This window comes from Acinetobacter sp. ACNIH3 (assembly GCF_002918965.1).
GTDB classification, from domain to species: Bacteria; Pseudomonadota; Gammaproteobacteria; order Pseudomonadales; family Moraxellaceae; genus Acinetobacter; species Acinetobacter schindleri.
Genome location: NZ_PQLP01000016.1, coordinates 16,097 through 41,315, shown reverse-complemented (window position 1 = coordinate 41,315; position 25,219 = coordinate 16,097). Strand labels below are relative to the sequence as shown.

The 25,219-nt window shown below is 44.7% G+C and carries 23 protein-coding genes; 5 read left to right on the top strand and 18 right to left on the bottom strand.

Annotated elements, in window-relative coordinates; translation table 11 throughout:
- Nucleotides 1-356: 356 nt before the first annotated feature.
- From rlmF to C3420_RS08605, 6 genes are all read right to left on the bottom strand, one after another.
- Nucleotides 357-1,331 carry a 23S rRNA (adenine(1618)-N(6))-methyltransferase RlmF gene (gene rlmF / locus C3420_RS08630; protein WP_004811216.1) on the bottom strand — a complete coding sequence of 325 codons (975 nt, stop codon included), beginning with the start codon at nt 1,329-1,331 and terminating at the stop codon, nt 357-359.
- Nucleotides 1,332-1,501: 170 nt separating this feature from the next.
- A complete protein-coding gene (gene ligA / locus C3420_RS08625; RefSeq protein WP_004811218.1) occupies nt 1,502-3,541 on the bottom strand; it encodes an NAD-dependent DNA ligase LigA in 2,040 nt (679 codons plus the stop codon).
- 94 nt (nt 3,542-3,635) lie between these two features.
- Entirely contained in the window at nt 3,636-4,622 is a 987-nt protein-coding gene (locus C3420_RS08620; protein WP_004811220.1) for a cell division protein ZipA C-terminal FtsZ-binding domain-containing protein, read from the bottom strand.
- A gap of 1 nt (nt 4,623) precedes the next feature.
- Entirely contained in the window at nt 4,624-8,076 is a 3,453-nt protein-coding gene (smc, locus tag C3420_RS08615) for a chromosome segregation protein SMC (RefSeq protein WP_004811222.1), read from the bottom strand.
- A gap of 11 nt (nt 8,077-8,087) precedes the next feature.
- Nucleotides 8,088-8,783: a GntR family transcriptional regulator gene (locus C3420_RS08610; RefSeq protein ID WP_004811224.1), complete on the bottom strand. Its 696-nt coding sequence runs from the start codon at nt 8,781-8,783 to the stop codon at nt 8,088-8,090.
- A gap of 259 nt (nt 8,784-9,042) precedes the next feature.
- Nucleotides 9,043-9,852, bottom strand: a complete 810-nt coding sequence (locus C3420_RS08605; protein ID WP_004811226.1) for a sulfite exporter TauE/SafE family protein — start codon at nt 9,850-9,852, stop codon at nt 9,043-9,045.
- Nucleotides 9,853-9,879: 27 nt separating this feature from the next.
- Here C3420_RS08605 and C3420_RS08600 point away from each other — a divergent pair, with 27 nt between their 5' ends.
- Nucleotides 9,880-10,635, top strand: a complete 756-nt coding sequence (locus C3420_RS08600) for a biotin--[acetyl-CoA-carboxylase] ligase (protein ID WP_004811228.1) — start codon at nt 9,880-9,882, stop codon at nt 10,633-10,635.
- A 10-nt stretch (nt 10,636-10,645) separates the two neighbouring features.
- Complete coding sequence (locus tag C3420_RS08595) at nt 10,646-11,392, top strand: type III pantothenate kinase (RefSeq protein WP_004811230.1); 747 nt, start codon at nt 10,646-10,648, stop codon at nt 11,390-11,392.
- Here the strand turns inward: C3420_RS08595 and C3420_RS08590 are convergent.
- The 3 genes from C3420_RS08590 to ffh form a co-directional block, all read right to left on the bottom strand.
- Nucleotides 11,340-11,951, bottom strand: a complete 612-nt coding sequence (locus tag C3420_RS08590; RefSeq protein ID WP_004811232.1) for an RBBP9/YdeN family alpha/beta hydrolase — start codon at nt 11,949-11,951, stop codon at nt 11,340-11,342. The two genes, C3420_RS08595 and C3420_RS08590, sit on opposite strands and share 53 nt — an antisense overlap.
- Nucleotides 11,952-12,088: 137 nt before the next feature.
- Entirely contained in the window at nt 12,089-12,655 is a 567-nt protein-coding gene (locus C3420_RS08585) for an RBBP9/YdeN family alpha/beta hydrolase (protein ID WP_004893278.1), read from the bottom strand.
- Between the two features lie 142 nt (nt 12,656-12,797).
- On the bottom strand, nt 12,798-14,204 hold the full coding sequence (ffh, locus tag C3420_RS08580; RefSeq protein ID WP_004811236.1) for a signal recognition particle protein: 1,407 nt from the start codon (nt 14,202-14,204) through the stop codon (nt 12,798-12,800).
- A 138-nt stretch (nt 14,205-14,342) separates the two neighbouring features.
- Between ffh and C3420_RS08575 the strand changes: the two genes are divergently transcribed.
- A complete protein-coding gene (locus C3420_RS08575; RefSeq protein ID WP_004893275.1) occupies nt 14,343-15,152 on the top strand; it encodes a cytochrome C assembly family protein in 810 nt (269 codons plus the stop codon).
- Between the two features lie 66 nt (nt 15,153-15,218).
- Here C3420_RS08575 and C3420_RS08570 read toward each other — a convergent pair whose 3' ends face one another.
- A complete protein-coding gene (locus C3420_RS08570; protein ID WP_103800231.1) occupies nt 15,219-15,983 on the bottom strand; it encodes a class I SAM-dependent methyltransferase in 765 nt (254 codons plus the stop codon).
- Nucleotides 15,984-16,193: 210 nt separating this feature from the next.
- On the opposite strand from C3420_RS08570, the gene C3420_RS08565 reads away from it, so the two are divergent.
- Nucleotides 16,194-17,144, top strand: coding sequence for a tRNA dihydrouridine synthase (locus C3420_RS08565; RefSeq protein WP_103800232.1), 951 nt, complete (start codon nt 16,194-16,196; stop codon nt 17,142-17,144).
- Nucleotides 17,145-17,160: 16 nt separating this feature from the next.
- Here C3420_RS08565 and C3420_RS08560 read toward each other — a convergent pair whose 3' ends face one another.
- The 4 genes from C3420_RS08560 to rpe all read right to left on the bottom strand — a co-directional run bounded on the left by C3420_RS08560 (nt 17,161) and on the right by rpe (nt 20,092).
- A complete protein-coding gene (locus tag C3420_RS08560) occupies nt 17,161-17,814 on the bottom strand; it encodes a nuclease-related domain-containing protein (RefSeq protein ID WP_103800233.1) in 654 nt (217 codons plus the stop codon).
- 37 nt (nt 17,815-17,851) lie between these two features.
- Nucleotides 17,852-18,334: a methylated-DNA--[protein]-cysteine S-methyltransferase gene (locus C3420_RS08555; RefSeq protein ID WP_103800251.1), complete on the bottom strand. Its 483-nt coding sequence runs from the start codon at nt 18,332-18,334 to the stop codon at nt 17,852-17,854.
- A 110-nt stretch (nt 18,335-18,444) separates the two neighbouring features.
- A complete protein-coding gene (gene sugE, locus C3420_RS08550; protein WP_103800234.1) occupies nt 18,445-18,762 on the bottom strand; it encodes a quaternary ammonium compound efflux SMR transporter SugE in 318 nt (105 codons plus the stop codon).
- Between the two features lie 643 nt (nt 18,763-19,405).
- Nucleotides 19,406-20,092 (bottom strand): ribulose-phosphate 3-epimerase, encoded by a 687-nt coding sequence (gene rpe, locus C3420_RS08545; RefSeq protein ID WP_071320891.1) that lies wholly within the window; start codon nt 20,090-20,092, stop codon nt 19,406-19,408.
- Nucleotides 20,093-20,265: 173 nt separating this feature from the next.
- Here rpe and C3420_RS08540 point away from each other — a divergent pair, with 173 nt between their 5' ends.
- Nucleotides 20,266-20,556, top strand: a complete 291-nt coding sequence (locus C3420_RS08540) for a DUF2218 domain-containing protein (RefSeq protein WP_103800235.1) — start codon at nt 20,266-20,268, stop codon at nt 20,554-20,556.
- A 3-nt stretch (nt 20,557-20,559) separates the two neighbouring features.
- Here C3420_RS08540 and C3420_RS08535 read toward each other — a convergent pair whose 3' ends face one another.
- The 4 genes from C3420_RS08535 to C3420_RS08520 all read right to left on the bottom strand — a co-directional run bounded on the left by C3420_RS08535 (nt 20,560) and on the right by C3420_RS08520 (nt 25,122).
- Nucleotides 20,560-21,600, bottom strand: a complete 1,041-nt coding sequence (locus C3420_RS08535) for a M48 family metallopeptidase (RefSeq protein WP_103800236.1) — start codon at nt 21,598-21,600, stop codon at nt 20,560-20,562.
- A 12-nt stretch (nt 21,601-21,612) separates the two neighbouring features.
- The gene (locus C3420_RS08530) at nt 21,613-22,731 is read right to left on the bottom strand and encodes a YjgN family protein (protein ID WP_103800237.1); all 1,119 of its coding nucleotides are present in this window, start codon (nt 22,729-22,731) and stop codon (nt 21,613-21,615) included.
- Nucleotides 22,732-22,846: 115 nt separating this feature from the next.
- Nucleotides 22,847-23,683: an S-formylglutathione hydrolase gene (fghA, locus tag C3420_RS08525; RefSeq protein WP_103800238.1), complete on the bottom strand. Its 837-nt coding sequence runs from the start codon at nt 23,681-23,683 to the stop codon at nt 22,847-22,849.
- A gap of 38 nt (nt 23,684-23,721) precedes the next feature.
- Nucleotides 23,722-25,122, bottom strand: a complete 1,401-nt coding sequence (locus C3420_RS08520; protein WP_103800239.1) for a C13 family peptidase — start codon at nt 25,120-25,122, stop codon at nt 23,722-23,724.
- Between the last annotated feature and the right edge of the window lie 97 nt (nt 25,123-25,219).

Below are 25,219 nucleotides of genomic sequence, written 5' to 3'. Positions count from 1 at the left end.
CTGGATTTGCAAAATAAAATTTACGTAAATATATGATTTTTAAATAATTAAAATGAGAAGTACTTTCATTTACAGTTTTAGTTGAATAAATTCCCATTTATAAAACAATATCTTGCACTCAGTACTCAGCTTAGATGAACAAGATCAAAGTACTTTTATAATGTATTGTTTTTTGTAACTAGATTCAAAATCATTGTGGCCTATATTCATTGAACTGCATGCGTATCAAATCAGAAACGCTGAGTGTATCGGCATCAAGTTATCATATAAGCAAAATTGAGCTTGTTCATTGGTATAAACAAGCCAAATCTTCGTCATGCACCGACAAGCTCACTCATCCTCAGATGAAAATAAGCTTAAGCTGAAGTCCAACGTGCATTTCTCCATGCTTGTTGTTGCTTTGAATCTAAAAAAGTCCAAGCGACAAAACGACTTTCTTTTTGCCCCTGCGTCATTTTAATGATTTTCACATCCCCTGCTCCGCTCTTACGCAACGCATTTAAAAGCACAGGCAATGTGGTTTTCTTAGAAACGAGTGTGCTAAACCAAAGACATTGCTCAGCAAACTGTATGCTCTCTTGTACCATTTGGCAGACAAAGCGTTCTTCACCACCGTCACACCAGAGTTCATTTTTTTGACCACCAAAGTTTAACACCACCTTTGTCCGATCAACCGGCTTGCCGAGTTTTCTTAATTTTTGCGTTGCTGTGGCATCTGCTTTATCTTGCGAGGCATGAAATGGCGGGTTACACATCGTCAAATCAAAACGGTCTGTAGGTTTAATCAGACCTTTGAAAATATTGTTTGAGTTCTTCTGCAATCGAATCTGAATCCCTTTACGTAGATTTGGATTCGCCTCGACAATAAATTGAGCACTTTTAACGGATGCAGAATGAATGTCTGAGCCGACAAATTTCCAACCATAGCTACGATGACCAATGATTGGATAAATACAGTTCGCACCAACCCCAATATCTAAGACTTGAACTGCAGGTCCTGTTGGAATCTGACCTTGATGATTGGCACTCAACAAGTCAGCCAGATAGTGGATATAGTCGGCTCTACCCGGAATAGGCGGACAAAGAAAATCTTGAGGAATATCCCAATATTGAATGCCATAAAAATGTTTCAGCAATGCTTTATTGAGAATTTTCACAGCGTGTGGATCAGAAAAATCGACTGAAAGATCATTATATTTATTTAGGCTAACAAAAGGTGCAAGTTCCGGACAAGTCTTCATTAACTGAGGGAAATCGTAACGACTGCGATGCAGATTTCGTATATGTAATTCCGATTTTTGTTGCGGAAAAGTTTTCTTTGCTTGCGCCATGTGTATGCCAATCATCAACGGGAGAACAGAATCATCTGATGAGACAGGCTCAATACCTGTCAATAGATCGATATTGTACGTGAATTCAGTTCATCATGACGAGCCCGACCCAATCAAGCCATTAAAAAAGACATCCTCGGATGTCTTTTTTAATTCCTGCTTAAGATCGATTAAGCAGGAAGTTGACCATGCTCTTTCATTAAGGTAATAAACTGTTCTTCATTTAATACTGGCACGCCAAGCTTTTCTGCCTTATCCAGCTTCGAACCAGCTTTCTCACCTGCAACCACACATTTGGTTTTACTCGATACACTGCCACTCACACGTGCGCCTAAGGCTTGCAGCAATTGAGTTGCTTCATCACGCCCCATGGAACTTAAAGTTCCAGTTACCACCCAGCTTTCGCCATTCAAAGGCTGACGTGTTGGCGCAATTGGTGCATCCCAGTGAATACCCGCTGCCAATAGACGATCCAGTACTTCCAGATTATGCGGTGCCTGGAAGAAATCCAGAATCCATTCAGCCGTAATATCACCGACATCTGGGGTTTTCTTTAACGCATCAAGATCAGCACGACGTAAAGCATCCAGCGTCTGGAAAGTATTGGCCAGCATACGTGCTGTGGTCTCACCGACACCACGAATACCTAATGCATAAATGAAAGCAGCCAATGTCGTTTTCTTACTGTTCTCGATAGAATCAATCAAGTTCTGAACAGATTTCTCGCCCATTTTTTCAATCTGTAGCAGCTGATCACGATGTTCATGCAGGTGATAGATATCGGCCACATCTTTCAGCAGGTTCAGGTGTAATAGAGATTCTACCCAACGATCGCCCAAGCCTTCGATATCCATCGCCTTACGTGACACAAAGTGACGGATGGTTTCAATACGCTGTGCTGCACAATACAACTCACCTGAACAGCGTGCAAGTGCTTCACCTTCTGGCATCACTACAGGGGAACCACACACCGGACAGTTTTCTGGCAGATGTACTTCAACTGCGTCAACCGGACGGAATTCTGGCCAGACTTTTTCAACTTTAGGAATGACGTCCCCACTACGGTAAACGCTGACCGTATCCCCGATCCGGACATCCAGACGATGAATTTCCCCAATGTTATGCAAGGTCACATTGGAAACTGTTACGCCACCAACTGCGACAGGATTCAAGCGTGCGACAGGGGTCAAAGTCCCGGTACGCCCCACCTGCCAGTCAATATTTTCAACTGTCGTCAGTGCTGCAACCGCAGGAAATTTATAAGCCGTTGCCCAGCGTGGTTCACGACTTAAAAAACCCAATTGCTTTTGCTGTTTCAGGTCATTGACCTTGATCACCATGCCATCAATTTCAACACTGAGATTTGGACGTTCCTCAATGATCTGCTCATAGACTTGCTGTACGTCTTCAATGCTATCGCAGATAAAATGACGCTCACCCACGGCGAAACCGAAGTGCTGTAGCCATTCCAGACTGGCTGACATCGTGGTCTGTCCATGATGCGGCACACACTGCGCAATACCATAGGCATAGAATGCGAGTGGACGTGAAGAAGCAATATTTGGGTCCAGCTGACGTAAACTACCTGCGGCGGCATTGCGTGGATTGGCAAAAGTCTTTTCACCTTTGGCCAGGTTCGCCGCATTCAGCTTTTCAAAACCGGATTTCGGCATCAAGACTTCACCGCGTACTTCCAGCAGGTCAGGCACCTTACAGTGACCTTCACATAATAATTTTGGCAGGTTGCGGATAGTTTTTACATTCTGGGTAATGTCTTCCCCAGTTTCACCATCGCCACGCGTTACACCACGTACCAATACGCCATGTTCATACCACAGGGAAATCGCCAGACCGTCAAATTTCAGCTCGACATCATATTCAATTTTCTGGTTCGGCAAGCGTTCTTCAATACGGCGGGCAAAGGCAAATAAATCTTCTTTATTAAATACATTGCCTAAAGACAGCATCGGTACGGCATGCGTTACAGTCATGAATTTTGCTAAAGGCTGACCACCGACACGGTTAGTCGGTGTATCCGGCTGCACCAATGCTGGATATTGTTCTTCAAGGGCTTTGAGCTGATGAAAAAGCTGATCATATTCACTGTCCTCAATCATCGGCTGATCCATTACATAATAGGCATGATTATGTTTGGCAATCAGTTGAATCAGCTGGCGCATTTGCGCAACGACAGTGGTTTCCTGGGTCATAGTTTCACCATAAAAAAGGGCGGAAAACCCGCCCTGTATATTCTTCAGTTTTGGCTATTATAAAAATCGAAATGTCCGGTTTCAATACAGAAACTTAGACTTCTGCTGGCTGTCCCGCACGGTAATCGATGGCCTGATGACGCCAGAACTCACGCAGCTGCGGTGTAAACTCCTGCTGGTTCTGATCATAGACAATACCGTCTACTTCACGGGCAATCAGACGTGAAATGCTGTCCATGGTGTCAAAAGCATTTTGTACATCGCTGTGCGGCAGTGCCAGGAAGAATGCCAGACCTTTCACTTCTTCAGTTGACAAAGTTTCCAGATCAAAACCTTCCATACCCGTATCCGTGATCTGCAATACCGAGAATAGCAGCTTAGAACCATCTTCGCTGTAGCGATGGAAACAAGCCAGCTCACCATAGCGCAGGCCGTATTTCAGCAGAACTTTTAGCGTTTTTTCACCAGACAATACACGGCCTTGTGGAATGACACTCAGCGAAATAATCATTTCTGCATTCGCCAATGCACACTCATCATCCACGACTTTCTGTTCATGCAGATGCGCATCAAGAATACTGCTTTCATCTTCAAAGTCTGAAATTTCAGCTTTTTCAATATTACTGTTCAGGCTAAATTCAACAGGTTTGACTTCCTCTGTAGCAGCATTTTCGGCCTTAGCTTCCTCAGCAGATGATTCTTTTACTTCAGCTTTTGTAACTTCTACTTCAGCCTCTTGAACGATTGGCGTATCCAGCGGGCTTGCAGATTCTGCTACAGGTTTGGCTGTTTCCGTCAATGTCGGCTCTACTTTTGCTGTTTCTTTTGGTTCTGTTGCAGGTGCTGTGCTTTCAACAGTTTCCGCATTCAGGCTCGGTTCAACACGTTGCGCCTCTGCCTCCTGTGCTGACAGCTGGGCACGTACATGACGCGGAATAACCGGTGTCTGACTGTCCGGATCAATATGTAATTCCGAATCCAATGATGGTGCTGCATCAGCAGGTTTTTTCATGATCATTCGAATGCCCAAGAGCATAATCACGACTGCTACAACAATCCCGAGAATAGTAGTGATTTCCATTTTATGCCTCCGCAGCTAAGCCGTATTCTTTTGCCTGTTCCAAATTCACTGTAACCAGTTTTGATGTGCCCGGTTCAGGCATGGTCACACCCAAGAGGTCTGTTGCCATCATCATTGCAAGCTTATTATGTGTGATGTAAATAAATTGCACTTGTTCTGAAAGCTCTTTGACTAAATTACAAAAACGCCCCACGTTCGCATCGTCCAATGGTGCATCGACTTCATCGAGCACACAGAATGGCGCCGGATTGAGACGGAAAATCGCAAACACCAGAGCCAATGCTGTTAATGCTTTTTCGCCACCAGACAATAAAGCCAATGAACTGTTACGCTTACCCGGTGGTCGTGCCATCAGTTTTACACCTGATTGCCATCCGTCTTCAAGACTTAAGCTCGCTTCACCGCCATTAAATACTTTCGGGAACAGGTTTTGCAATTCGGCATTGACCTGATCAAAAGTATGCATAAACAGCTTGCGCGTTTCCTGATCGATGCTCTTCATGGCTGCCTGCAACTGCTCGACGGTATTTTCCAGATCCTGAATCTGATGGCTCAGCTCATTATAGCGTTTTGAGACCTCTTCATATTCTTCAGATGCTGCAAGATTCACCGCTCCGAGCTTGTCGAACTGCGATTGGGCTTTTTCCAGCTTGGCCTGATGTACTTTGACTTCGATATTCAGACCATTAATGACTTCACTATTCAATTCTTTTAGCTGCTCAGAATAGTGTTGCAGATCAGATTTAGCTGCTTGCCAAGCCAGGCGTTTCTGTTCCAGTGCATTCCGCAGCTTTTCATCCTGCTGCTGGAACTGATGACGCTTTTCAGTGAGCTGCTGTTGTTTATTTTGTACCTGATTCAGTTCGACCTGCCATTCCGACCAGGTTTTTTGCAGTTTCCCTGTCAATTCCACCTGCTCGTTAAACTGGCTTTCCAGATGCGGCAGTTCTAACTGTACCGGATCAATAAATTTCTTGGCCTGTTCAATCTGTTGGAGAATTTGTTGATACTGCTCTTTCAGGAATACTCGGTCTTTTTGTAGCAATTCGACTTGCTGTTTGGACTGAACCGATTGACGACGGGTAATTTCCAGTTCCTGCTGAGCATTGTGGGTTTGCTGCTGGCAATCTTCCAGTTGCGTAGTCAGTTCATCCAGCTGGAATTGCAAGGTCTTATAATTCGGTAAAGCCTGTTCCAGTTTTAGATTTAATGCATGCAGATCAATTTCCAGATCATCTTTTTGCATTGCATCTTCTTCAAGCTGTTCATCCAGCTGCTGGAGCTGGTTCTGCAACTGCTGTTTCTGCACAGCAAAAGCCTGAGCAGTGCTTTGTACTTTGGCAATATTTAAATCCAGCTGTTGCAGCTGCTTCTGTGCCTGTTGCTGCTGGCTGGTGACCTGCTGTAGCTGAATTTGCAGCGCTGTGAGCTGTTCTTTTGCTTCAGCCAGATGCTGTTCAGCTTGGCAGGATTGCTCTTCCAGCTTAGCTAGTTGTAGTTCAATTTCATCCAGACGAATCCGGTGGCTCAGTGCGCCTTGACCTGCCTGACTGGCTTCATCAAACTCTAGTCCAATCACCCAGTCTGGACCGACATGATAAGCATCTAAACTAAGGATGGATTGACCCGACTGCAATTGGTCTTGTAGTTGTAGCGCTTGCTGTAGGGTTTCCACTACGGCGACCTGCTGCCATAAAGAATACTGTGGTTTTTCAATCCAGTCCGCCAGAGATTGGACATTTGCTAGCTGGATTTTAGCAGGCGATTGCTGTGCTTTCAGTTGACGTGCTGTATTTTCCAGAAAATGATCTGAATCCGAAAGTACCTGAGCAGACAGCCATTTTGCCAGGAATTTTTCGATCAGGCTGGCATGGGCTTTGCCCTGCTCATTCAGTTTTAGCACATGCATCAGTTGCACGGTATCCGCTTTAGCTGCCGGATTAGCTTTCGTCAGAAGTTGGGAAAGGTTTTTCTTTTCTGCATTCAATACTTGCAATTCAGATTTCAACTGCATCTGTTGTTGCTGTTGTTCGCTATGTGCCTGTTTAACCTGTTCCATCTGCTGGCTCAGCTCAGCATAATGGCTTTCTAGGCGAATCAGCTGTTGTTCAGTATCAGCTTTCTCCCGCTGATACTGTTCCAGCTCATCTTGCTGTGCTTGATTCTGAATCTGGGCGGACTGTTGCTGCAAGGTTTCTTTCTGCTGCTCGATACGAACGATATTTTTAGCTAGTTGCTCGCTTTGTGCCAGCATCTGCATCTTGCGCTGCTGTTGCTGTTCGACTTGAGTTTTAATCTGAGCAAATTGGGTCGCGACTGAAGCCTGTTGAGATTTCAGTTCCTGCAAACCTTGTTGCTGATCCTGACTTAAACCTTCCTGTTGTTGTAACTGTGTAGTTTGATCTTCTAGTTGCTCTTGTAGGGTATCCAGTTGTAATTCAATCAACTGTAAACGTTCTTTGGTTTGAGCTTTCTGTTGTTCTAGTTGCACCAGACTGGTTGAGTTTTGCTCCAGCAGAGACTGTTTCTGCTTCAGGTTTATTTCCAGTTCAGCCAGCTTTTTCTCAGCCTGTTGCCATTCATTTTGTAATGGGGTGGACTGCTGGATCAAACGCTGGAACAGCTCACTGGTTGTCCCCAGATCGTGCTCAACCGTGGTCAGTTCAGAACGTACTAACTTGAAGCTGTCACCTAGCGTGTTCATCTCAACGGTATATTCTTCCTGCAAGCGCTGGCTTTGCTCGCACTGGAATGACAGGATTTCAACTTTCAGGGTACGGATCTGCCCTTCGAGTTCTTTATATTGAATTGCAGTTTCGGACTGGCGTTTTAAGGTTTTGAGTTGGGACTTGAGTTCGGAAGCAATATCTTCTAAGCGAGACAGATTCTGGGTGGTATGTTCCAGATGCTGCATGGTTTCGCGACGGCGGGCCTGATAGCGCGATACGCCCGCTGCTTCTTCGATATAAACCCGCATTTCTTCAGGCTTGGCATCGACCAGACGGTTAATCATGCCCTGTTCAATAATGGCGTAGGAACGTGGTCCCAGACCGGTACCCAGGAAAATATCAGTGATGTCACGACGGCGGCATTTGGTACCATTCAGGAAATATTCAGACTTGCCATCCCGGTTGACCTGACGGCGTACGGCCAGCTCGTTATAGGCATTATACGCACCGCCAAGTTTTCCGTAGGTATTTTCAAAGCGTAGCTCTACACTCGCCACACCCACTGGCTTACGCTTCGCAGTTCCGGTAAAAATGACGTCCTGCATGCTGCCGCCACGTAACTGGCGCGCACTCGATTCCCCCATCACCCAGCGAATTGCATCAATGACGTTGGACTTGCCACAACCATTGGGCCCCACAACGGCAGTCCGGTTATCTTTAAAGTGTAAAGTTGTACTATCGGCAAAAGATTTGAAGCCTGAAAGTTTTAAACTGCTTAAACGCATAATGTCCTGATTTAACGGCGCGAGCGTCTCGCCCACGCAAGTTCAATTTGTTTCATCCGTGTTAGTGATTCCAACACAAGGTTGCGCAAGTGTCGACAAAAATCTTCCATAAATAAAGTGGCCTGATGTGATTTTCGGCTCAGAATTGCATCAGTTACCAGCTTAAACAGATCAAAAGATTCCTGTAGCTCGCGCTTGGAAATATTCAGGGTTAAAAAGTAACTGCGCCGCAGTGAAGGCAGTAGCTCATGGTAGTAACGCATCAGATAGGGATTGCCAACCATGTCCTGCTGCTGCGCCAAGCCCTGAAAGATCAAATCATAAAACTTTTCGGTGTGACCTTGACGGGTTTCCGCTTCTAATTGTTCTAATAATAGCTGAACACGCTCTGCCTCATGCGGGCGCCAGGTTTCAGCCATACGGTGTACGATCTGACCTAGCAGAAGACAGCACATTTCAAACAGGGCACGAACTTGCAGTGCAGACATTTCCGAGACAATGGCACCGCGGCGCGGGTAGATTTCGATGAGCTGGGTGCGTTCCAGCAATAATAATGCTTCGCGTACAGAACCACGACTGACATCAAGTTCTGATGCAATTCTCAGTTCCTGGATCCGCTCACCTTCCACAAGCTCACCACGAATAATCTGTTCACTGATATGCCTGGCGATCTGCTCAGACAAGCTGTTTGCTTTTTCCTCGTGCATGGCCATCCTGTCTTTATTTTTATTGATGCAGTTCTTGTCATGCTGAATGACTTTTCATTTATTTAACCTATTTTATTAAAGGAATGCTTTGACATTGTCAGACAATATTCTGTCTATGCAGCCAACCAGCCTCTATATAAACCAGTTTAGCGGTTGTTTATTCTGTTTTTATTCTCTTTATCAGCATAAACATATTGATCAAATAGAAAAAGAGAGTACTTAAACTCTCTTTTCTGAAATCTGCATTAAAGAAATTACCTTACAGAAAGGCACTGACACCCTGATAAATAAAATAGCTACCGACAACGCTTAATAAGGCCGCAAAACATTTCTTCAACATGACCGGTGACAATAGATGTGCCACTTTTGCCCCCACTTTGGCAGTAAAAAAACTCATGATACTGATGCCGATAAAAGCATATATATGAATATAGCCAATGGTATTCGGTACCGTAACATCCGACTGCTTACCAAACCACATAAATCCGAGTGCGCCAGCAATCGCTATGGGGAGTCCACATGCAGCTGAAGTCGCTACGGCTTTTTGCATCACTACGCCACAACGGTTTAAAAATGGCACTGTCAGACTGCCGCCGCCAATTCCAAAGATTGCAGAGGCAATACCAATTCCAGCCCCAGTCGCCATTTGTTTTGGCGTAGAAGGTAGTGTGCTTGCTGGATCAATCTTGACATTGGCACGGCTAAACATTCGTAAAGCTACCCATACTGCAAAGAAACCGATCAGAAGCTGCAGGCCTTGACCCGGTAAATAGTCTGCAATGCCTGCACCGAGGAAAGACCCAATCACCAAACCAGGTGCCAGATTGCGGAAAACGGGCCAAAGTACTGCACCTTTGAGATGATGTGCCATGACCGAACTGATTGAGGTCACAATAATCGTCGCCAAAGAGGTTCCCACTGCCATGTGCATGATGACACTTGGATCGTACTGGAGCTGGGTAAATACAATGTACAGAATTGGCACAATAATCAGGCCACCACCGACTCCAAACAGGCCTGCGGTGAAACCAGCAATTGCACCAATCAACAAATATATGATTAACTCCATAACGACATTTACCACGTTTAAATTCAGATGGATGTAGAAACTCGCGAACTGCAGCAACTGCTTAAAGATGCAGGACAACTGCCTGAAGTCCTGTTGCTGAAACCCGTCACCACTTCGACCAATGATGATGTTCGGGATCTCGCTCACAAAGGCATTCGACAGGTATTGGTCAGCAGTCGTGCCCAAACTCAGGGCCGGGGCCAGCGTCAACGCCAATGGATTTCTCCGGAAGGTAATATCTATTTAAGCACATTGCTGAATACAGAGATACCGATTGATGGTCGTCTCGCGCTTGAAGTTGCACTCAATATTCTGCAAATGCCTGGCTTGCAAAAGCTTGATCTGCAAGTGAAATGGCCAAATGATTTATATAGTCAGAATGCCAAATGGGGCGGCATTCTGGTAGAGCCGATCTCTACCCATCAGGCAGTGGTCGGTGTGGGAATTAACCTGGCGCCGATTGAAGCAGAACAATTGGATCAGCCGATCACTTCCCTTTCTGAACTGGGCCTGGCTACAGTGATACGCAACCAGCTGATTGCTGAACTCTATCAGGCCATTCAACAGGCGGGTCAATGGTTTAATCATGGCAGCCACAATCTGGCGGCCCGCTTTAATCATTATGCCGCTTTTATTCAGCAACAGGTGGAATTTACTGACCTACAAGGACAATATGCCGGTATCTTTGCCGGTATTCAGGAAGATGGCGCGGTGCAGATTGAGACTGAATCTGGTATTCAGACCTTTTATCAGGGGCAATTACGTTTAAAGACTGGTAGCTAAGGCAAGATCAATGAAAAAATTATGGCTGGATATTGGCAATACACGTCTTAAATACTGGATCACGGAACAAGACCGTATCATTGAACATGCGGCTGAAATGCATCTACAGTCTCCGGCGGATTTACTGCTGGGTCTGATTCAGCATTTTATGGGATCTGGCCTGCATCAGGTGGGAATCTCTTCTGTACTAGATAAGCAAAATAATGAACGTATCCTGAAAATTCTAAAACGCCTGGATATTCCAGTGATCTTTGCCAAAGTTCATGCTGAATATGCAGGCCTGATCTGTGGCTATGATGATCCGGCTCAACTCGGAATTGACCGTTGGTTACAGGTGTTGGCAGTTGCAACATCGAATACACAAAACTATTGCGTCATTAGCTGTGGTACCGCTCTCACCATTGACTTGGCTCAAGGGCAAAAACATCTGGGGGGTTTTATCCTGCCAAACTTACATCTACAGCGAGATGCCCTGATTCAGAATACTAAAGGCATTAAAATTCCAGATGCTGCGTTTGAAGAGCTGAGCCCGGGACGCAATACCATTGATGCAGTACATCACGGTATTCTGCTCGGGCTACTCAGCACCATTGAAAAGGTGTTGAGTGACTTTCCTGCCCAGCTGATTCTCACGGGTGGAGATGCCCCTCTGTTTGCACAGCATTTACAATCCTTTCACCCCGTGATTGAATCCGACCTGTTACTTAAAGGCCTGCAGCATTTTGCAGCTCATTTAGACCATATAGCCGCTGGATGACTTCCAGTAGCTGTGGGAAATCCGCATAACCATCAGTTTTTTCAAAATGTCCTGCCTGCAAGACTTCAAAAATCTGGGTATTGAGAAGTCGATGGGCCAGACTTAAAGACATGGCAGTGGGTACATGTGGATCATTGTTAGAAATGTACATAATCCCGTATTTATAGCTTTTGGAAAGTGTTTTGAAATCCAGTTTTACACTGCGCACCAGATCATTCAGTTCTGACCACATCACCAGCGGCTGATCAAAACCTGCCACCATCACTACCCCACGAATAGCTTTACGGTGAGTCAGATAGTGCTGTTCTACGAATTTCAGCACACTCAGGCAGCTCAACCCGTGTGCTACCAGAATGGTATCGGCATCCATTTGCGGGATCTGCACTGCCAGACTTTGTTGCCAATCTTGCATTTTCGGTTCTAATGGATTGGCTAACATGATGCGCTTAGCATCAATACCAAGTTTCTTGACCTGTCGACTTAACCACGGATACCAATGGTCATTAGAGGTCGACTGATAGTCATGAATGATATAAACGTTTCCTGATTTATTTGTCATAGCTGTATACTTATACTAATTGTTAAAATAATGATGCTACCGGCTCATTGTTTTAACATGTTTTACAAAGCTTTCAAGCAAATTTCCAGACCACTAGCACCCATTTTGTAAAGTTTAGTCTTTCAGCCTCGAAACGCTTATTGGCGTATAAGATTTGGTTCAATACTTTGCCAGACTTCAGGCAGTTCAGTGCAGCCTTGCGAGTCAATAAAATGACCAAAATGCTGCGCCTTAATCACTTGTGCATCCAGACTTTCTGCCTGCTCCAGACTAAATTTTGGTGCTACCCGATCATCACCTTCAGAGTAGATGACCACTCGTTCCTGAATCTGCTGCTTCAATAAATCAAAGTCAATTTGGGCAGCATCAATAAATGGATTCACTTCTTCCAGACGTCCGAGTCGCCCATTAAAACCAGCAATGAGTACGAGTTGCTTGATTTTCTGCTGTTTCAATTTATGAGATAAATAATGCAAAGCCGCAATAGTGCCTAAGCTGTGAGCGATAAAGATACTGTTCTCATCGACGCTTTCTATCTGCTCCTGCATCTGCTTTTGCCAGGTTTCCAGCCGAGGTGTGGTAGAGGGATCAAGTCGTAAAACTTTTAGACTCACATGTTCTTCCTTGGCTTTCTGCTGAATCCAGGGATACCAGTTTTCATCTGGACCAGCCGTATAGCCGTGTACCACAATCACTTGCGTCATTTTATTACTCCTGTGTTTGCATTTTTTAAAGAGTCTGCCTCAGCTAACGACAGGATTGGGTAAGTAAATGTATGCTTTGATTAAACTGTATATCTTAAAAAGCAAAAAAGGCGCATGAAGCGCCTTTTTTTAAACAAAGAACTTATTTCTTGTCGTTGCCGCCGAACAGTGGACCCATGCCACCACCGCCGCCAAACTGTTTCTGCAAGCCGCCGAGTGACTTCATCATTTTTGCCATACCTGATGGATTGGCAAATTTCTTCATCATTTTCGCCATCTGGGCATGCTGCTTGATCAGTTTATTCACTTCAGCAACATCCATACCACAGCCTGCTGCAATACGCTTCTTACGGCTTGGGTTCATCAAGTCAGGGTTACGACGCTCTTTAACAGTCATAGACTGGATAATCGCTTCCATTTTCTTGATTTGTTTTTCAGGGTTGGCTTGAGCAATTGCATCCTGAAGGCCAGCACTGCTCATCCCTGGAAGTTTATCCAGGAAGCCCATCATGCCACCCATCTTGTTCATTTGCTCAAACTGCATCAGCATATCTTCAAAGTTGAAGCTGCCGCCTTTCTGCAGTTTTTTCGCCATTTTCTCGGCTTTTTCTTTGTCGATTTTGCGTTCAACTTCTTCGACCAGAGAAAGCACGTCACCCATGCCAAGAATACGCTGTGCCACACGTTCCGGATGGAATGGCTCAAGCGCATCCAGCTTTTCACCCATCCCCAGGAACTTGATTGGCTTGCCAGTAATAGCACGAACAGAAAGTGCTGCACCACCCCGAGCATCACCATCAGTCTTGGTCAGGATTACACCGGTCAAAGGTAGAGCATCGTTGAAGGCTTTTGCAGTATTTGCCGCATCCTGACCAGTCATGGCATCGACCACGAACAGGGTTTCAGTTGGGCTAATCGCAGCGTGCAACTCTTTGATCTCGTCCATCATGTCATCATCGACATGCAGACGGCCTGCGGTATCGACAATCAGGACATCAGCAAACTGGATTTTTGCCTGTTCGATGGCACGGTTAGCAATATCAATTGGACGTTCATTGGCATTCGATTCAAAGAAAATCGCACCTACTTCACCCGCAACCGTTTGTAGCTGCTTGATTGCTGCTGGACGGTATACGTCGGCAGACACCATCGCGACTTTTTTCTTTTGACGTTCTTGTAAGAAACGTGCAAGTTTTGCAGCAGTCGTGGTTTTACCCGCACCCTGCAAACCAGCAAGTAGCACAACCACAGGTGGTTTTGCTGCCAGGTCGAGGCTTTCGTTCGCCGCGCCCATCATCTTGGTTAGTTCGTCATAGACAATCTTGACGAAGGCCTGGCCTGGAGATAACTGAGTCATCACTTCCTGGCCCAATGCTTCTTCCTTAACTTTCGCGATAAATTCACGAGTTACAGGTAACGCAACGTCGGCTTCAAGAAGTGCCATACGTACTTCACGTAACGTATCTTTAATATTGTCTTCGGTTAGCTGCCCTGAGCCAGTAACATTTCTTAAACTCTGCGTGAGTCGTTCTGTTAAGGTATCAAACATTGCAAAATCCGCTTAAAATAGCCGTGAGCAAAAAATTGTTTCTTAAAATAGAAAATTTATGCATAGAATGCTATAGGATACTGTAGTTCGCATCGAATTTATATAAATGAATATTCATCACCCTTAAAAAGGTTAGACATGGTTAGCCTCCCTCTGGTTTATACAATTTTGGCATTAGTCGCCTATACCGCATCTTTCTGGTATTTGTTTGTTCATTTAATGTCGAAACGTATTCCAAATCAGTGGTTTGTCGGTATCACAGCCGCTCTTGGTCTGGTGTTACATGGCATGGTTCTTTATGGTGACATGCACACCCCGATGGGGATAAATTACGATGTCTTTGTTCTGGTTTCGTTTACTTCAGGACTAATGCTTTTACTGAGTCTGGCTTATAGTACCTATCGCCCTATTCTGCCATTGAATCTGATTGGTATTCCGGTTGCAGCGACTGGCCTGATTTTAGGCTTTGCTTTTACCCCACAAGCCAAAATCATTGTGCAGAACTCGCTTGGTCTTGATATTCATATCATCCTGTCATTATCTGCCTATGCGGTACTGCTGATGGCCACCATTCAGGCGGTGATTCTGCGTTTTCAGGACCGTGAACTCAAGAAAAAACAGAAACGTCGGGTCTGGGTCAATCTGCTACCATCTTATCAGGATATGGAGTCATTGCTGTTTGATATGCTGATGACCGGTTTTGTCTTACTGACCATTGCCTTAGGTTTCGGCTTCTTTACCATTGATGATTTCTTCGCCCAACACCTTGCACATAAAACAGCATTTAGTATTATTTCCTGGCTGGTCTATGGCGCTTTACTGATTGGTCACTGGAAATTTGGCTGGCGTGGACAAAAGGCTGTTCGTTTTACTTTAATCGGTTTTGGTTTGCTGGCTGTAGGTTTTATCGGTTCCAAGTTTGTGCTGGAAATGTTGTTGAATAAGTAAGTTTAAGATTTTTTTAAAATTAATATTTTCATAAGCCCAACTACTGGGCTTTTTATTTGCCAAAACTTAATCTGGATTTACTCTGCCTACCCGTACCGACAAGGGCCAGCGGATGACTCTGGGCAATTCCGGATCTTCCCATTCGGATAACATGGTATCTGCCAGTATATTGAGTGGATTATGTCCTAAAGCTTTGGTGGCTGCTTTAACAGCTGACCATGTACTCATATAACCAATCAGCTGGTAAAAGTTCCATTCAACTTGCAGCACAGGGGGCGAAATTGAAATTTCTTCAAATGGGAATATCAGATTCTGATAACCTTCATCTACATGATGACGTTCTGGCGGCCAGTATGAAGCAAGTGTCACTTCATAAAAATGCCTGAAATAATGATTCAAATGCTCCTCATCAACATTAAAAACACCATAAGTAATCAAAGCCAGAATGGCATTTGGTTTCGAAATACGTTGTACTTCTGCATAAAACTTATCCAGGTCCAGCCAATGTGCAGTTTGCGCTACCGAAATCAGATCAACACTCTGGTCAGCCAGAGGAATATCTTCTGCTCTAGCTTGAAGATATTGTATTTTTGAATGAGGCTTGGCTTGGGCAAGCTGTTCAGCACTGCCATCAATCGCAATCACCTGATCGAAGTAATTTGCCAAGACCTCTGAAAACTGCCCTGAGCCACAACCAACGTCTAGAGCCAGTTGTATATCAGGTGACAGCTCTGACAATATCTTGCCCAACATGTCTGGATAATGTGGGCGAAACAAGGCGTAGTCCTGTGACTGCTTGGAGAAATAATCCTTGAAATGAGGCTGTTCCATACTGCTATCCTGAAGATTTATTGTTCTTTTCAATATAGCCATCAATATTTAAAACTCTATTATTTTGTTGTGCTGAAGACAGCTGATCTGTTGATATGTACTAAATTCATTTTTACGCTTCCTTCCTTTATAAGCATGAAATTTAAACTGCCTGGACATTCAGGCGAAAAAGCCGTATAACACCGTTTTTCAAATTCACAGGTGAACACGTTGAAACTTGTTCTTGCACCCATGGAAGGCTTAACGGACCCGATTATGCGCGATGTACTGACATCCGTCGGAAGCTTTGACTGGTGTGTGACCGAGTTTATTCGTGTCACAGATTCGCTGCTGCCGGACCATGTTTACCATAATTATTGCCCTGAACTCCTAAATGAAGGTAAAACTGCAGCCGGTACACCGGTACATGTACAGTTCTTGGGGAATAATCCGGAAATGCTGGCAGCCAATGCAGTCAAAGTTGCTGCTATGGGTGCACCCGCAATTGATATGAATTTTGGCTGTCCGGCTAAAACCGTCAACCGTCATCGTGGTGGTTCAGTACTGCTGGATGAACCTGAAGTCGTGTATGAGCTGGTGAAAGCTGTGCGTGATGCGGTTCCTGCACATATTCCGGTATCCGCAAAAATGCGGCTTGGCTATATGGACCGTAACTTTATGCTGGAAAATGCCCATGCCATTGAAGATGCTGGTGCTGCCTGGGTAACAGTGCATGCGCGGACTAAAGCGGATGGCTATACCCCACCTGCATTCTGGGACCAGCTGCAACCGATCCGTGAAGCTTTAAAGATTAATGTCATTGCCAATGGTGAAATCTGGACAAATACCGATGCCAAGCAATGTCAGCTGGAATCTGGTTGTGAAGATCTGATGATTGGACGCGGTGCAGTAACGACGCCTGATTTGACTCAATGTATCCGTAAAAATAGTGATGATCCACTCATTAGCTGGAACGAACTGCTTGGCCTGCAAATTCGTTTTCTGAATGGTTCCTATAAAAAAGAAATGAATATGGTCGGTCGTTATAAGCAGTGGCTCGGCATGATGTCTAAGCATTATCCTGAAGCGAAGTCGCTGTGGGATGAAGTAAAACGGGTAAAACCGCTGGAAGAAATTACTGAAAAGCTCAAAGCTGCTCAGCATTCAGCTAAAAATCCCTGAACTTTTCAGGGATTTTTTATTTAACTTGCTTACGCTGCTTTAAGCCCTCTATATGTTGACGATTGGTCTGTCTGGATTTCTCCAGCATAGCCTTCTCCAGATGCAGCTGAATCCGATTGAGTTTGGTTTCAGAAATTACCGGCTCCTGAAAGCTTTTCACGTAATCCGTCCAGCTGGCATTACGAAAAACATTTGCTGGCATCGCGGTCTTAAACTCAGCTTCTGGCATAAACACCACCAGTGAATGGATATGTTCTGGACTTAAAACGTCTGTCAGAACCTGTTCCAGCACTTTGACGTGTTTATAGTTCTGATGCAGCGGATTCTGGAATTTATAACTCTGTTTATAAAGTTTTTGAGTCCACATTTTTTGACGTTCACTACCAAAAATCCAGCCTTTATAATTTTTGGTTTCAATCACAAATAGCCCAAATGGGCTTAACAGTAGATGATCAATCTGGGTAGTAGCCCCTTGCCCATCCTCAAAGGTCAGGTCATTCATCAAAATATAATGCGGCTGTTTAAGATAGCGTTTAGCATGCACAACAACGGCAAACTCACCGAATTTCCCTTTGAGATATGGTTTAAATAGCTTGAATAAAGCTGCTAAGGAAAATAAAAGAAACAGCCACCAGAAATTTTCAATCACTGGAGCAAAAAATGGATTCATTTTGTCGGGTCAGATTTTTATTAGGATAGAATATATCTTACTTATTTCGTTCAATATTTAACAGGATTTCCTTGCGGTCCAGTCCACCTGCAAAACCCACCAAAGCGCCATTCCTACCAATCACACGATGGCATGGAGCAATAATCGAAATCGGATTGCGACCGTTGGCAGCCCCCACGGCACGAACCGCTTTCGGATTGCCAATTTCCAGGGCAATATCACGATAGGTTCGAGTTTCTCCATAAGGAATATTCAGCAAGGCCTGCCAGACACTTTTCTGAAATGGTGTACCAGCAAAATCGAGTGGCACATCAAAACAGCTACGTTGACCAGCAAAATATTGTTCCAACTGTACTTTAGTCGCAATCAGAACAGGATGCTCAGGATCTTCCATTAAAGTTGCCAGCTTGACCCGGTTCGGCGTTTCACAATCCCAGAGCACCGCAACCAGTGCCTCAGTACTGGCGACCAATCGCAATTGCCCTACAGGTGAATCCATATAGATATAGCTTAAGTTCATGTCTTCACCCTGTTGGATTGCCATAGAAAGATTATTTTAACGCAATGATCAATATAAGGCTGATATAAATAAATACTGAAACATTTACATTAGGGTACACCCTATAAACTTTAAGAAGATGAGAGTTTCATCAAAACCAGACCGGAAATAATCAAGACAGCTGCTAGCATGCGCATGGCAGTCGCAGGTTCTCCCAAAATAAAAATCCCAATCAGGAAAGAACCAACTGCACCAATTCCGGTCCAGATGGTATAGGCGGTGCCTAAAGGTAGCGTACGCATAGCGTAAGCCAGCAGTGCAAAACTTAGAAACATGAAAAAGATAGTAATAATGCTGGGGGGCAGTTTGCTGAAGCCTTCCGATAGCTTCATTGAGTAGGCCCACACTACCTCTAAAAGACCTGCCAGTATGAGTAAAAACCAGGCCATATGCCCTCCTTCATGAATTAAGAAATCAGGCCGTCCTGACGATTTTTCCTGAGTAAAAGCAATATTTTACATCAAGGGAGGTCGTTCCTCCTAAAACTGTGAGATTGTATAAAATTACTTGCAAAAATATAGTGCAGATTACAAAAATTGACCGTATGAGATGTAACTTAACTCAGCTTAACTCAAGCACCCAAGACAGCCCTTAAAAAACTCGCTACTTTAGAGATACAGTTGAGAACAAAACAGAGTTCTCATTTGCTTTAAAAATGACAACAAGGTGCTCAGCACTGCTCCAAAACAAGAAGCTTATCCACATCAAATAATTAAGTTATGCACATGAATTAAATTTAAAATTGTTCGGAGAAGTTACACAATGAAACACGAATTTAAAATAAGTTGATCACTTTTTATAAAGCTTGATTTGTAAGCATAGGTGAATAAAACACCAGAATTTGTAAGTCTTTCAAAATAGAAAAAGAACCCAAATTGAGTTCTTTTTATACATATTTTGTATAATGCTTAAACAACCAAGCTACAATTGATTACAATTTATGCTGGATATCCATAGGGTTACCCACATAGATATCCATATACTTATCCATAAAGTTATCCACAGATTGCTGTGAATAACATAAAATTCCGATCAGACAGTGACTTGTCCTACTTTCGCCAGTTCTGCACGCATTTCATCAATCACAGCTTTATAATCCGGTTTACCGAAGATCGCTGAACCTGCCACAAACATATCCGCACCTGCTTCTGCAATTTCGCGGATATTGGCTGGTCCTACACCACCATCTACTTCTAGACGGATATCACGACCAGAAGCATCAATGATCTTGCGTGCCTGACGTAATTTATCCAAAGTCATCGGAATGAATTTCTGACCACCAAAGCCCGGGTTTACACTCATCAACAGGATCTGATCCACTTTATCCAGTACATAATCAAGGTAATGCAAAGGTGTTGCCGGATTAAATACCAGACCTGCCTGAGCACCGCCAGATTTAATCAGCTGCAAAGAACGGTCAACGTGATCAGAAGCTTCCGGATGAAAAGTAATAATGTCCGCACCGGCTTCAAGGAAATCACCAATCATGCGATCGACCGGTTTGACCATCAGATGCACATCAATCGGTGCCTTAATGCCATATTTTTTTAATGCCTTACACACACCTGCCCCAAAAGTCAGGTTCGGCACATAGTGGTTGTCCATGACATCAAAATGAACAACATCAGCACCTGCTGCCAGTACATTTTCAACTTCTTCACCTAAGCGGGCAAAGTCAGCAGACAAAATAGAAGGTGCAATTAAATACGGCTTGGACATGGAAGAACCTGGCTGAATATGAGATGAATACCGCATTATAACAAATTGTATTTGCGCCTGCGTCTGTTCGCCGCAATAATCGCATCCGCTTAACAAATTGTTATAGGACAAGACTTGCCGGTTATGGATGCTCCCGCCTATGATGAATACCTCTCAACAAGATCATTCAAACTATGCAAGAAAGTTATACTGATATTCCGACCTTACAAGCTCAACGTATTGCCTTACGGTTAATGAAACATTGGCAACACAAATTTGAAGTGGCCTCGACTGAACAGAATATTCAAATTCACATGCCAAATGCGATGGTGGAAATGATACCTATGGATCAGCATTTACGGGTACAGATTCGAGCACAGCAGGAAGATGTCGACCTGCCGCGACTACAGCAGGTGGTCATTGAGCATCTCGAACGGATGGGTCAGGAGCCTTTACAGGCAGAATGGCAAATTCAGCAACTCTAAGCCTCAGGGCTGTCGTAGTGTATGTTCTGCCTCAAATGCTTTTACCGCCTTAGTCCGCTCTTGTGTTGCAGGATGGCTACTAAAGAAATCCCATACTGAGCTTTCGGCCTCCTTATCTTCCCCACTGTCTTTAGCCAAGCGTTCTAGGAAGTTGGCAAAATGAATGGTGGGAATATGCTGGGCCTGCATCGCATTTAAAGCATAGTCATCTGCTTCAGCCTCAAAATTACGCGAATAGCTGGCACCGACTATGGCCACCGGTAAATTGGTCAGCAGGTCTGAACCATCACCGGTAATCATGATTAAAATTACGCTAAACCCTAAACTGGAAAGTGCCTGTTGCAGGCTATGCCGCTGTACCAGATGGCCCTGTTCATGTGCCAACACCCCCATAATTTCCCGATCATCCTGAGCCAGTGCGACCAGTTCATCAGTCAGGATAATGGTATTGTTTGGAATCGCCAGTGCATTGGCACCGATTGCTCCGCCTTGACGGAACACCACTTTCGCCGGCTGATCTCCTGCAACCAGTTGCTGATATTGCGTAACAATCTTCTGCTGACGTGCCTTAGGCAATTTAGTATCTTCAGTCATCTTCAAGACATAGCTTTCTGCTTCATCGCCCATACGCGTCAAAGTGTTGGCAGGCAGATGATGAGCCACATGATAGGAAGCTGCTGGAATGCCCCATTTAATTGTCGCAAAACCCAGTGCCAGTACAAATGCCACACTAAACAGAATTAAAGCCGGGGTGCGTTCCAGTTTCCAGATCGAGTGCTGTAATCCCTTACGCTGTAAATTAAACCATTCTGGCAGCTCAGAAGAAAACTCCAGGCGGGCATCATCTTTGAGTTCAATCACTGGCTGAATTTTTCCAAGTGCTCCAATCAGCTGCATGTCTGCATACAGATAACGCCGCTGCTGTGCATAAGCTTCGCCATAACGAATCAGTACCGACTGATCATCAATCCGGGACACCTGCGCCGGTTGCGGTTTTGAGATAATACCATCATAGAAAATGACGTCAGTGACCTGAGCAGACATACTTTTCTCCTGTTATAACGACACATCAATATCGAAGATGTCACTGATCTCTTCTGCCAGCGCACTGTGATCCTGCTGTGCTCTGTTCATCATCATGTCCGGATCATTATGTAAATTCAGGGTTAATGATTCCACCTGATAGCGATATAGACGAATCGCTGCCCATGGTGTAAGCAAACCTAAACTCAGAATACGTGCAATCCAGTTAGTCACCAAAATCCAGGTATAGTGCCATTGGGTACACTCGGTCTTGAACTGGCTACGACTGATAGAGGTATTGTTCCAAGTGGTAATAAAAATCCGGGCCTGCATCAGGGGGAAAATAATAAAAAAACCAAAGAGATAAATCGCCACAATCCAGCCGATTAGCGAGCTTAAAACTCCAGGATTGCCAAGATTGGCAAAACTGGAACCTATGCCAAAGATCATCACCGCAACCAGAAAACCCATGAAAATAAACAGCGGGACATACATGGCCTTCATGTAATCGCCCCATGTGGCATTCAGCCTGAAGTTCAACTGGCCTGCATAGAGATGATCAAAGCAATAACGTTTATATAGCCAGACCAATACCGGGAAAAAGATCCCTAGGGTCAGGATATAAATCAGAATGGCTTTGATAAAGGTCCAGTAAGCTTCCTTATTGGTGCCGCCAAAATAAAACCGGGCATTGCCAAATTTACTGTTGCGGGCATTAAATCGTAGTGTCGCCCGAATCAGCCAGGGCACTGCCAGATAAAGAATCAGCAACCCGACCAGTGTCGCTGTAGTAGACAGGTTTGAAGCAATCGAAATCGCAAAATATAGTCCCAGCGCAATCAGACGCCCCATCAAAATTTTGACTGGCACCCCGGTAAAGTCGAAACGGCGTTGTACAAATTCAGTATTACCATAAAAATAACGTAAACGGCGTACCTTGGCCCAAGGTGAATACAATCCTAAAGTGACGATTGTCAGCAGGATATTCACAATCCAGATACCGAAATATTCACTGGCAGTCCCATGAAAACGAAAATGCTGCAATCCGCCTACCCGTACAGGTCTTACTTCCGACGTGGCTGGAATATCAGGTGGAAATGGTGGAATGACTGGAGGAATTGTAGATGCGTCTATATCACTGGTATTTTGCATAAACTGCCTTGTTTTTATTGTATAAATCTTTGCAAGCATAACGCATGACCAGACATGGATGCCAGTATATTTGCATCCACGCCATGAGTCATTTGCTTTGGGTTATAGCTAAAAATCAGTTTTCGAGCTGTACCGCATGGAACTGTAGATGGTCATCAACAAAGCTTTGGATAAAGTAATAACCATGATCATAGCCCTGATGTTCACGTAAGGTAAGCTTTTGTCCCGCGGCATCACAAGCTTGCTGGAATAAGGCAGGATTCAGCTGGTTATAGAACTGATCATTAAAGCCTTGGTCAATCAGGATATCCGGATAAAGTGCACCTTTGGCTTTGACCAGTTCAGTCGCATCATGTTTGGCCCATTCTGCACGATCTTCACCTAAATAATTGCTAAAGGCCTTTTCACCCCAAGGGCATTGGCTTGGTGCACAGATCGGAGCGAAGGCAGAAACAGAGACAAATTTTTCTGGATATTTAAATGCCAAGGTTAATGCGCCATGCCCCCCCATCGAATGTCCAAAGATACCGATTTTGCCTGGCTGAATTTCAAATTCTTCATTCACTAATGGATAAAGCTCATTCATGAGGAAGCTTTCCATCTGGAAGTGTTCAGCCCAAGGAGACTGCGTTGCATTGATATAGAAACCGGCACCCTGTCCGATGTCCCAGTTATCCCCTTCAGCTACCCCTTCACCACGTGGCGAGGTATCTGGTGTAATCAGAATCAGGCCCAGCTGTGCTGCCAGACGCTGCGCATGCGCTTTAATCGCAAAGGTTTCTTCAGTACAGGTCAGACCTGCCAAATAAAATAATGCTGGACAGCTTTGTCCTGCCAAGGCTTGCGGCGGCAGAAATATACCAAAGCGCGCTGAATTTTTTAACACTTTAGAATCAAAGCGATAGATTCGCTGTTCACCTTCAAAACTTCTATTATTCTGTAGCAGTTCCATCATGATTCCTTTTCTATTTTCTAAAGTCATTGATCGGTTTAGGGCGCCAAAGCGACTGACTGGGAAGCTGAAGTTGTTGTCGCTGGCGGGAAAAGACGTTGTTCAAGCTGAGGTAACATCAACTCCATATTCTTACCGATGACCCACTGTGGCTCAGAAGGTTCAAAACCTTGTGCACTTTCCCACTTCGCTACCGTCTGGCTGGCTTGTGTAAAAGCTTCCTTTAAGCTGTCCTGCTCACGCATGGCTTCATCAAAGAAGGCACGGCCAAAGTAGGTATAGTCGGCTTCATTCGAGCAGCCAAAGGACTGGCGATCTGCTGCTGAAGCGGTGATGATCAAGGTATTTTCATTTTGCAGTGCAGAAACAAAACTGCCGGAATAACAGGCAGAAATCACAATGACTCGCCAGCGGATGCCGGATGCATCCAGCGTGTCACGCAACCACTTTGGATCGACCTGCGCCAGATCTAGCGGTGCATTTTCCATTTCAAATACGTTTGGCAAACCATGCGAAGTCATGTACAGGAAGAGCACATCACTTTCGCGATTCATCTGCTGGCCAATACGGCGTAAAGCCAGTTCCATACTGGTTTTGGAAGCAATTGGCATCTCGGTACGAGCTGCTGGGTGATTTACCAAGGCAATCGAACGACCAAAGGTTCCAAAGCGGGTATCAAACTGTTCCTTAATCCGTTCGATCTCTGAATAGAATACATCTTGATAGCTGGCACCTGCCACACCCACAAAATACCAGTGTGATTGCGCAAACTCGCCATATTCAATAGAATCCAACGCTTTGTTTAGTAAATTAGGTTGTGCATAGAAGGCATCTTCAGCAAAGCTTGGCGGGACTTCTTCCACTTTCCAGATCGGCTGATCTTTGACAGAAATCTGCCAAACGACCAAGGTAAACAGGGTTGCCAGCATAATCAGTGCCCGTTCCCACCACGGCCATTTCAGCTCACGTGAAAATACCCAGACCACAGCCAGACTTTGCCAGACAAACAGCATCACAAATAAGGTCGGGATATAGTCATACAGGATGTACGGCAGATAGTCGAGATCGCCCAGATACTGAATCAGACACTGGAACAGCATAATGTGCGTATCCAGTACCAGCCAAAGCAGGGCCGGCACCAGCATCAAACGCGGATTATTGATCCGCTGTGACAGAAAAATCCCAACAATCAGGGCAATAAAAGGCCAGAGTGCGTAGCTAACCAGACCTTGGGAGTTAAATTCCCCAATCCGGCCTGAACTGAGCCAACTGAACAGGGTGTTGGCACAACCGCCCAGAATGCCCCAGAACACCAGTTGAAGAATGGAGGGACGTACCATTTGCAGGGAACGCCTCGACCCCAGAAACAACCATATTCCGGCAATTTGATTGCTCTTAAAATCGTGCCAAAAATTAATGGATGGTTTGAAGTCGATCATAGGATTTCGGGGAGATCAAGTGGCTCGCTAATTCGCAGAATAAGTTTATGCTTGATAGGACTTTTATCAATGCTATTTTTAACTATATAACAAATCC

What these genes read in the sequence shown, in the direction of transcription:
- C3420_RS08540 (WP_103800235.1), top strand. Translation starts at nt 20,266, where the DNA reads ATGCAAGAAAGTTATACTGATATTCCGACCTTACAAGCTCAACGTATT.
- C3420_RS08590 (WP_004811232.1), bottom strand. Translation starts at nt 11,951, where the DNA reads ATGACAAATAAATCAGGAAACGTTTATATCATTCATGACTATCAGTCG.
- rpe (WP_071320891.1), bottom strand. Translation starts at nt 20,092, where the DNA reads ATGTCCAAGCCGTATTTAATTGCACCTTCTATTTTGTCTGCTGACTTT.
- C3420_RS08620 (WP_004811220.1), bottom strand. Translation starts at nt 4,622, where the DNA reads ATGGAAATCACTACTATTCTCGGGATTGTTGTAGCAGTCGTGATTATG.
- ligA (WP_004811218.1), bottom strand. Translation starts at nt 3,541, where the DNA reads ATGACCCAGGAAACCACTGTCGTTGCGCAAATGCGCCAGCTGATTCAA.
- ffh (WP_004811236.1), bottom strand. Translation starts at nt 14,204, where the DNA reads ATGTTTGATACCTTAACAGAACGACTCACGCAGAGTTTAAGAAATGTT.
- C3420_RS08595 (WP_004811230.1), top strand. Translation starts at nt 10,646, where the DNA reads ATGAAAAAATTATGGCTGGATATTGGCAATACACGTCTTAAATACTGG.
- C3420_RS08605 (WP_004811226.1), bottom strand. Translation starts at nt 9,852, where the DNA reads ATGGAGTTAATCATATATTTGTTGATTGGTGCAATTGCTGGTTTCACC.
- smc (WP_004811222.1), bottom strand. Translation starts at nt 8,076, where the DNA reads ATGCGTTTAAGCAGTTTAAAACTTTCAGGCTTCAAATCTTTTGCCGAT.
- C3420_RS08610 (WP_004811224.1), bottom strand. Translation starts at nt 8,783, where the DNA reads ATGCACGAGGAAAAAGCAAACAGCTTGTCTGAGCAGATCGCCAGGCAT.
- C3420_RS08575 (WP_004893275.1), top strand. Translation starts at nt 14,343, where the DNA reads ATGGTTAGCCTCCCTCTGGTTTATACAATTTTGGCATTAGTCGCCTAT.
- sugE (WP_103800234.1), bottom strand. Translation starts at nt 18,762, where the DNA reads ATGGCCTGGTTTTTACTCATACTGGCAGGTCTTTTAGAGGTAGTGTGG.
- fghA (WP_103800238.1), bottom strand. Translation starts at nt 23,683, where the DNA reads ATGGAACTGCTACAGAATAATAGAAGTTTTGAAGGTGAACAGCGAATC.
- C3420_RS08600 (WP_004811228.1), top strand. Translation starts at nt 9,880, where the DNA reads ATGGATGTAGAAACTCGCGAACTGCAGCAACTGCTTAAAGATGCAGGA.
- C3420_RS08520 (WP_103800239.1), bottom strand. Translation starts at nt 25,122, where the DNA reads ATGATCGACTTCAAACCATCCATTAATTTTTGGCACGATTTTAAGAGC.
- C3420_RS08530 (WP_103800237.1), bottom strand. Translation starts at nt 22,731, where the DNA reads ATGCAAAATACCAGTGATATAGACGCATCTACAATTCCTCCAGTCATT.
- C3420_RS08535 (WP_103800236.1), bottom strand. Translation starts at nt 21,600, where the DNA reads ATGTCTGCTCAGGTCACTGACGTCATTTTCTATGATGGTATTATCTCA.
- rlmF (WP_004811216.1), bottom strand. Translation starts at nt 1,331, where the DNA reads ATGGCGCAAGCAAAGAAAACTTTTCCGCAACAAAAATCGGAATTACAT.
- C3420_RS08555 (WP_103800251.1), bottom strand. Translation starts at nt 18,334, where the DNA reads ATGAACTTAAGCTATATCTATATGGATTCACCTGTAGGGCAATTGCGA.
- C3420_RS08585 (WP_004893278.1), bottom strand. Translation starts at nt 12,655, where the DNA reads ATGACGCAAGTGATTGTGGTACACGGCTATACGGCTGGTCCAGATGAA.
- C3420_RS08570 (WP_103800231.1), bottom strand. Translation starts at nt 15,983, where the DNA reads ATGGAACAGCCTCATTTCAAGGATTATTTCTCCAAGCAGTCACAGGAC.
- C3420_RS08560 (WP_103800233.1), bottom strand. Translation starts at nt 17,814, where the DNA reads ATGAATCCATTTTTTGCTCCAGTGATTGAAAATTTCTGGTGGCTGTTT.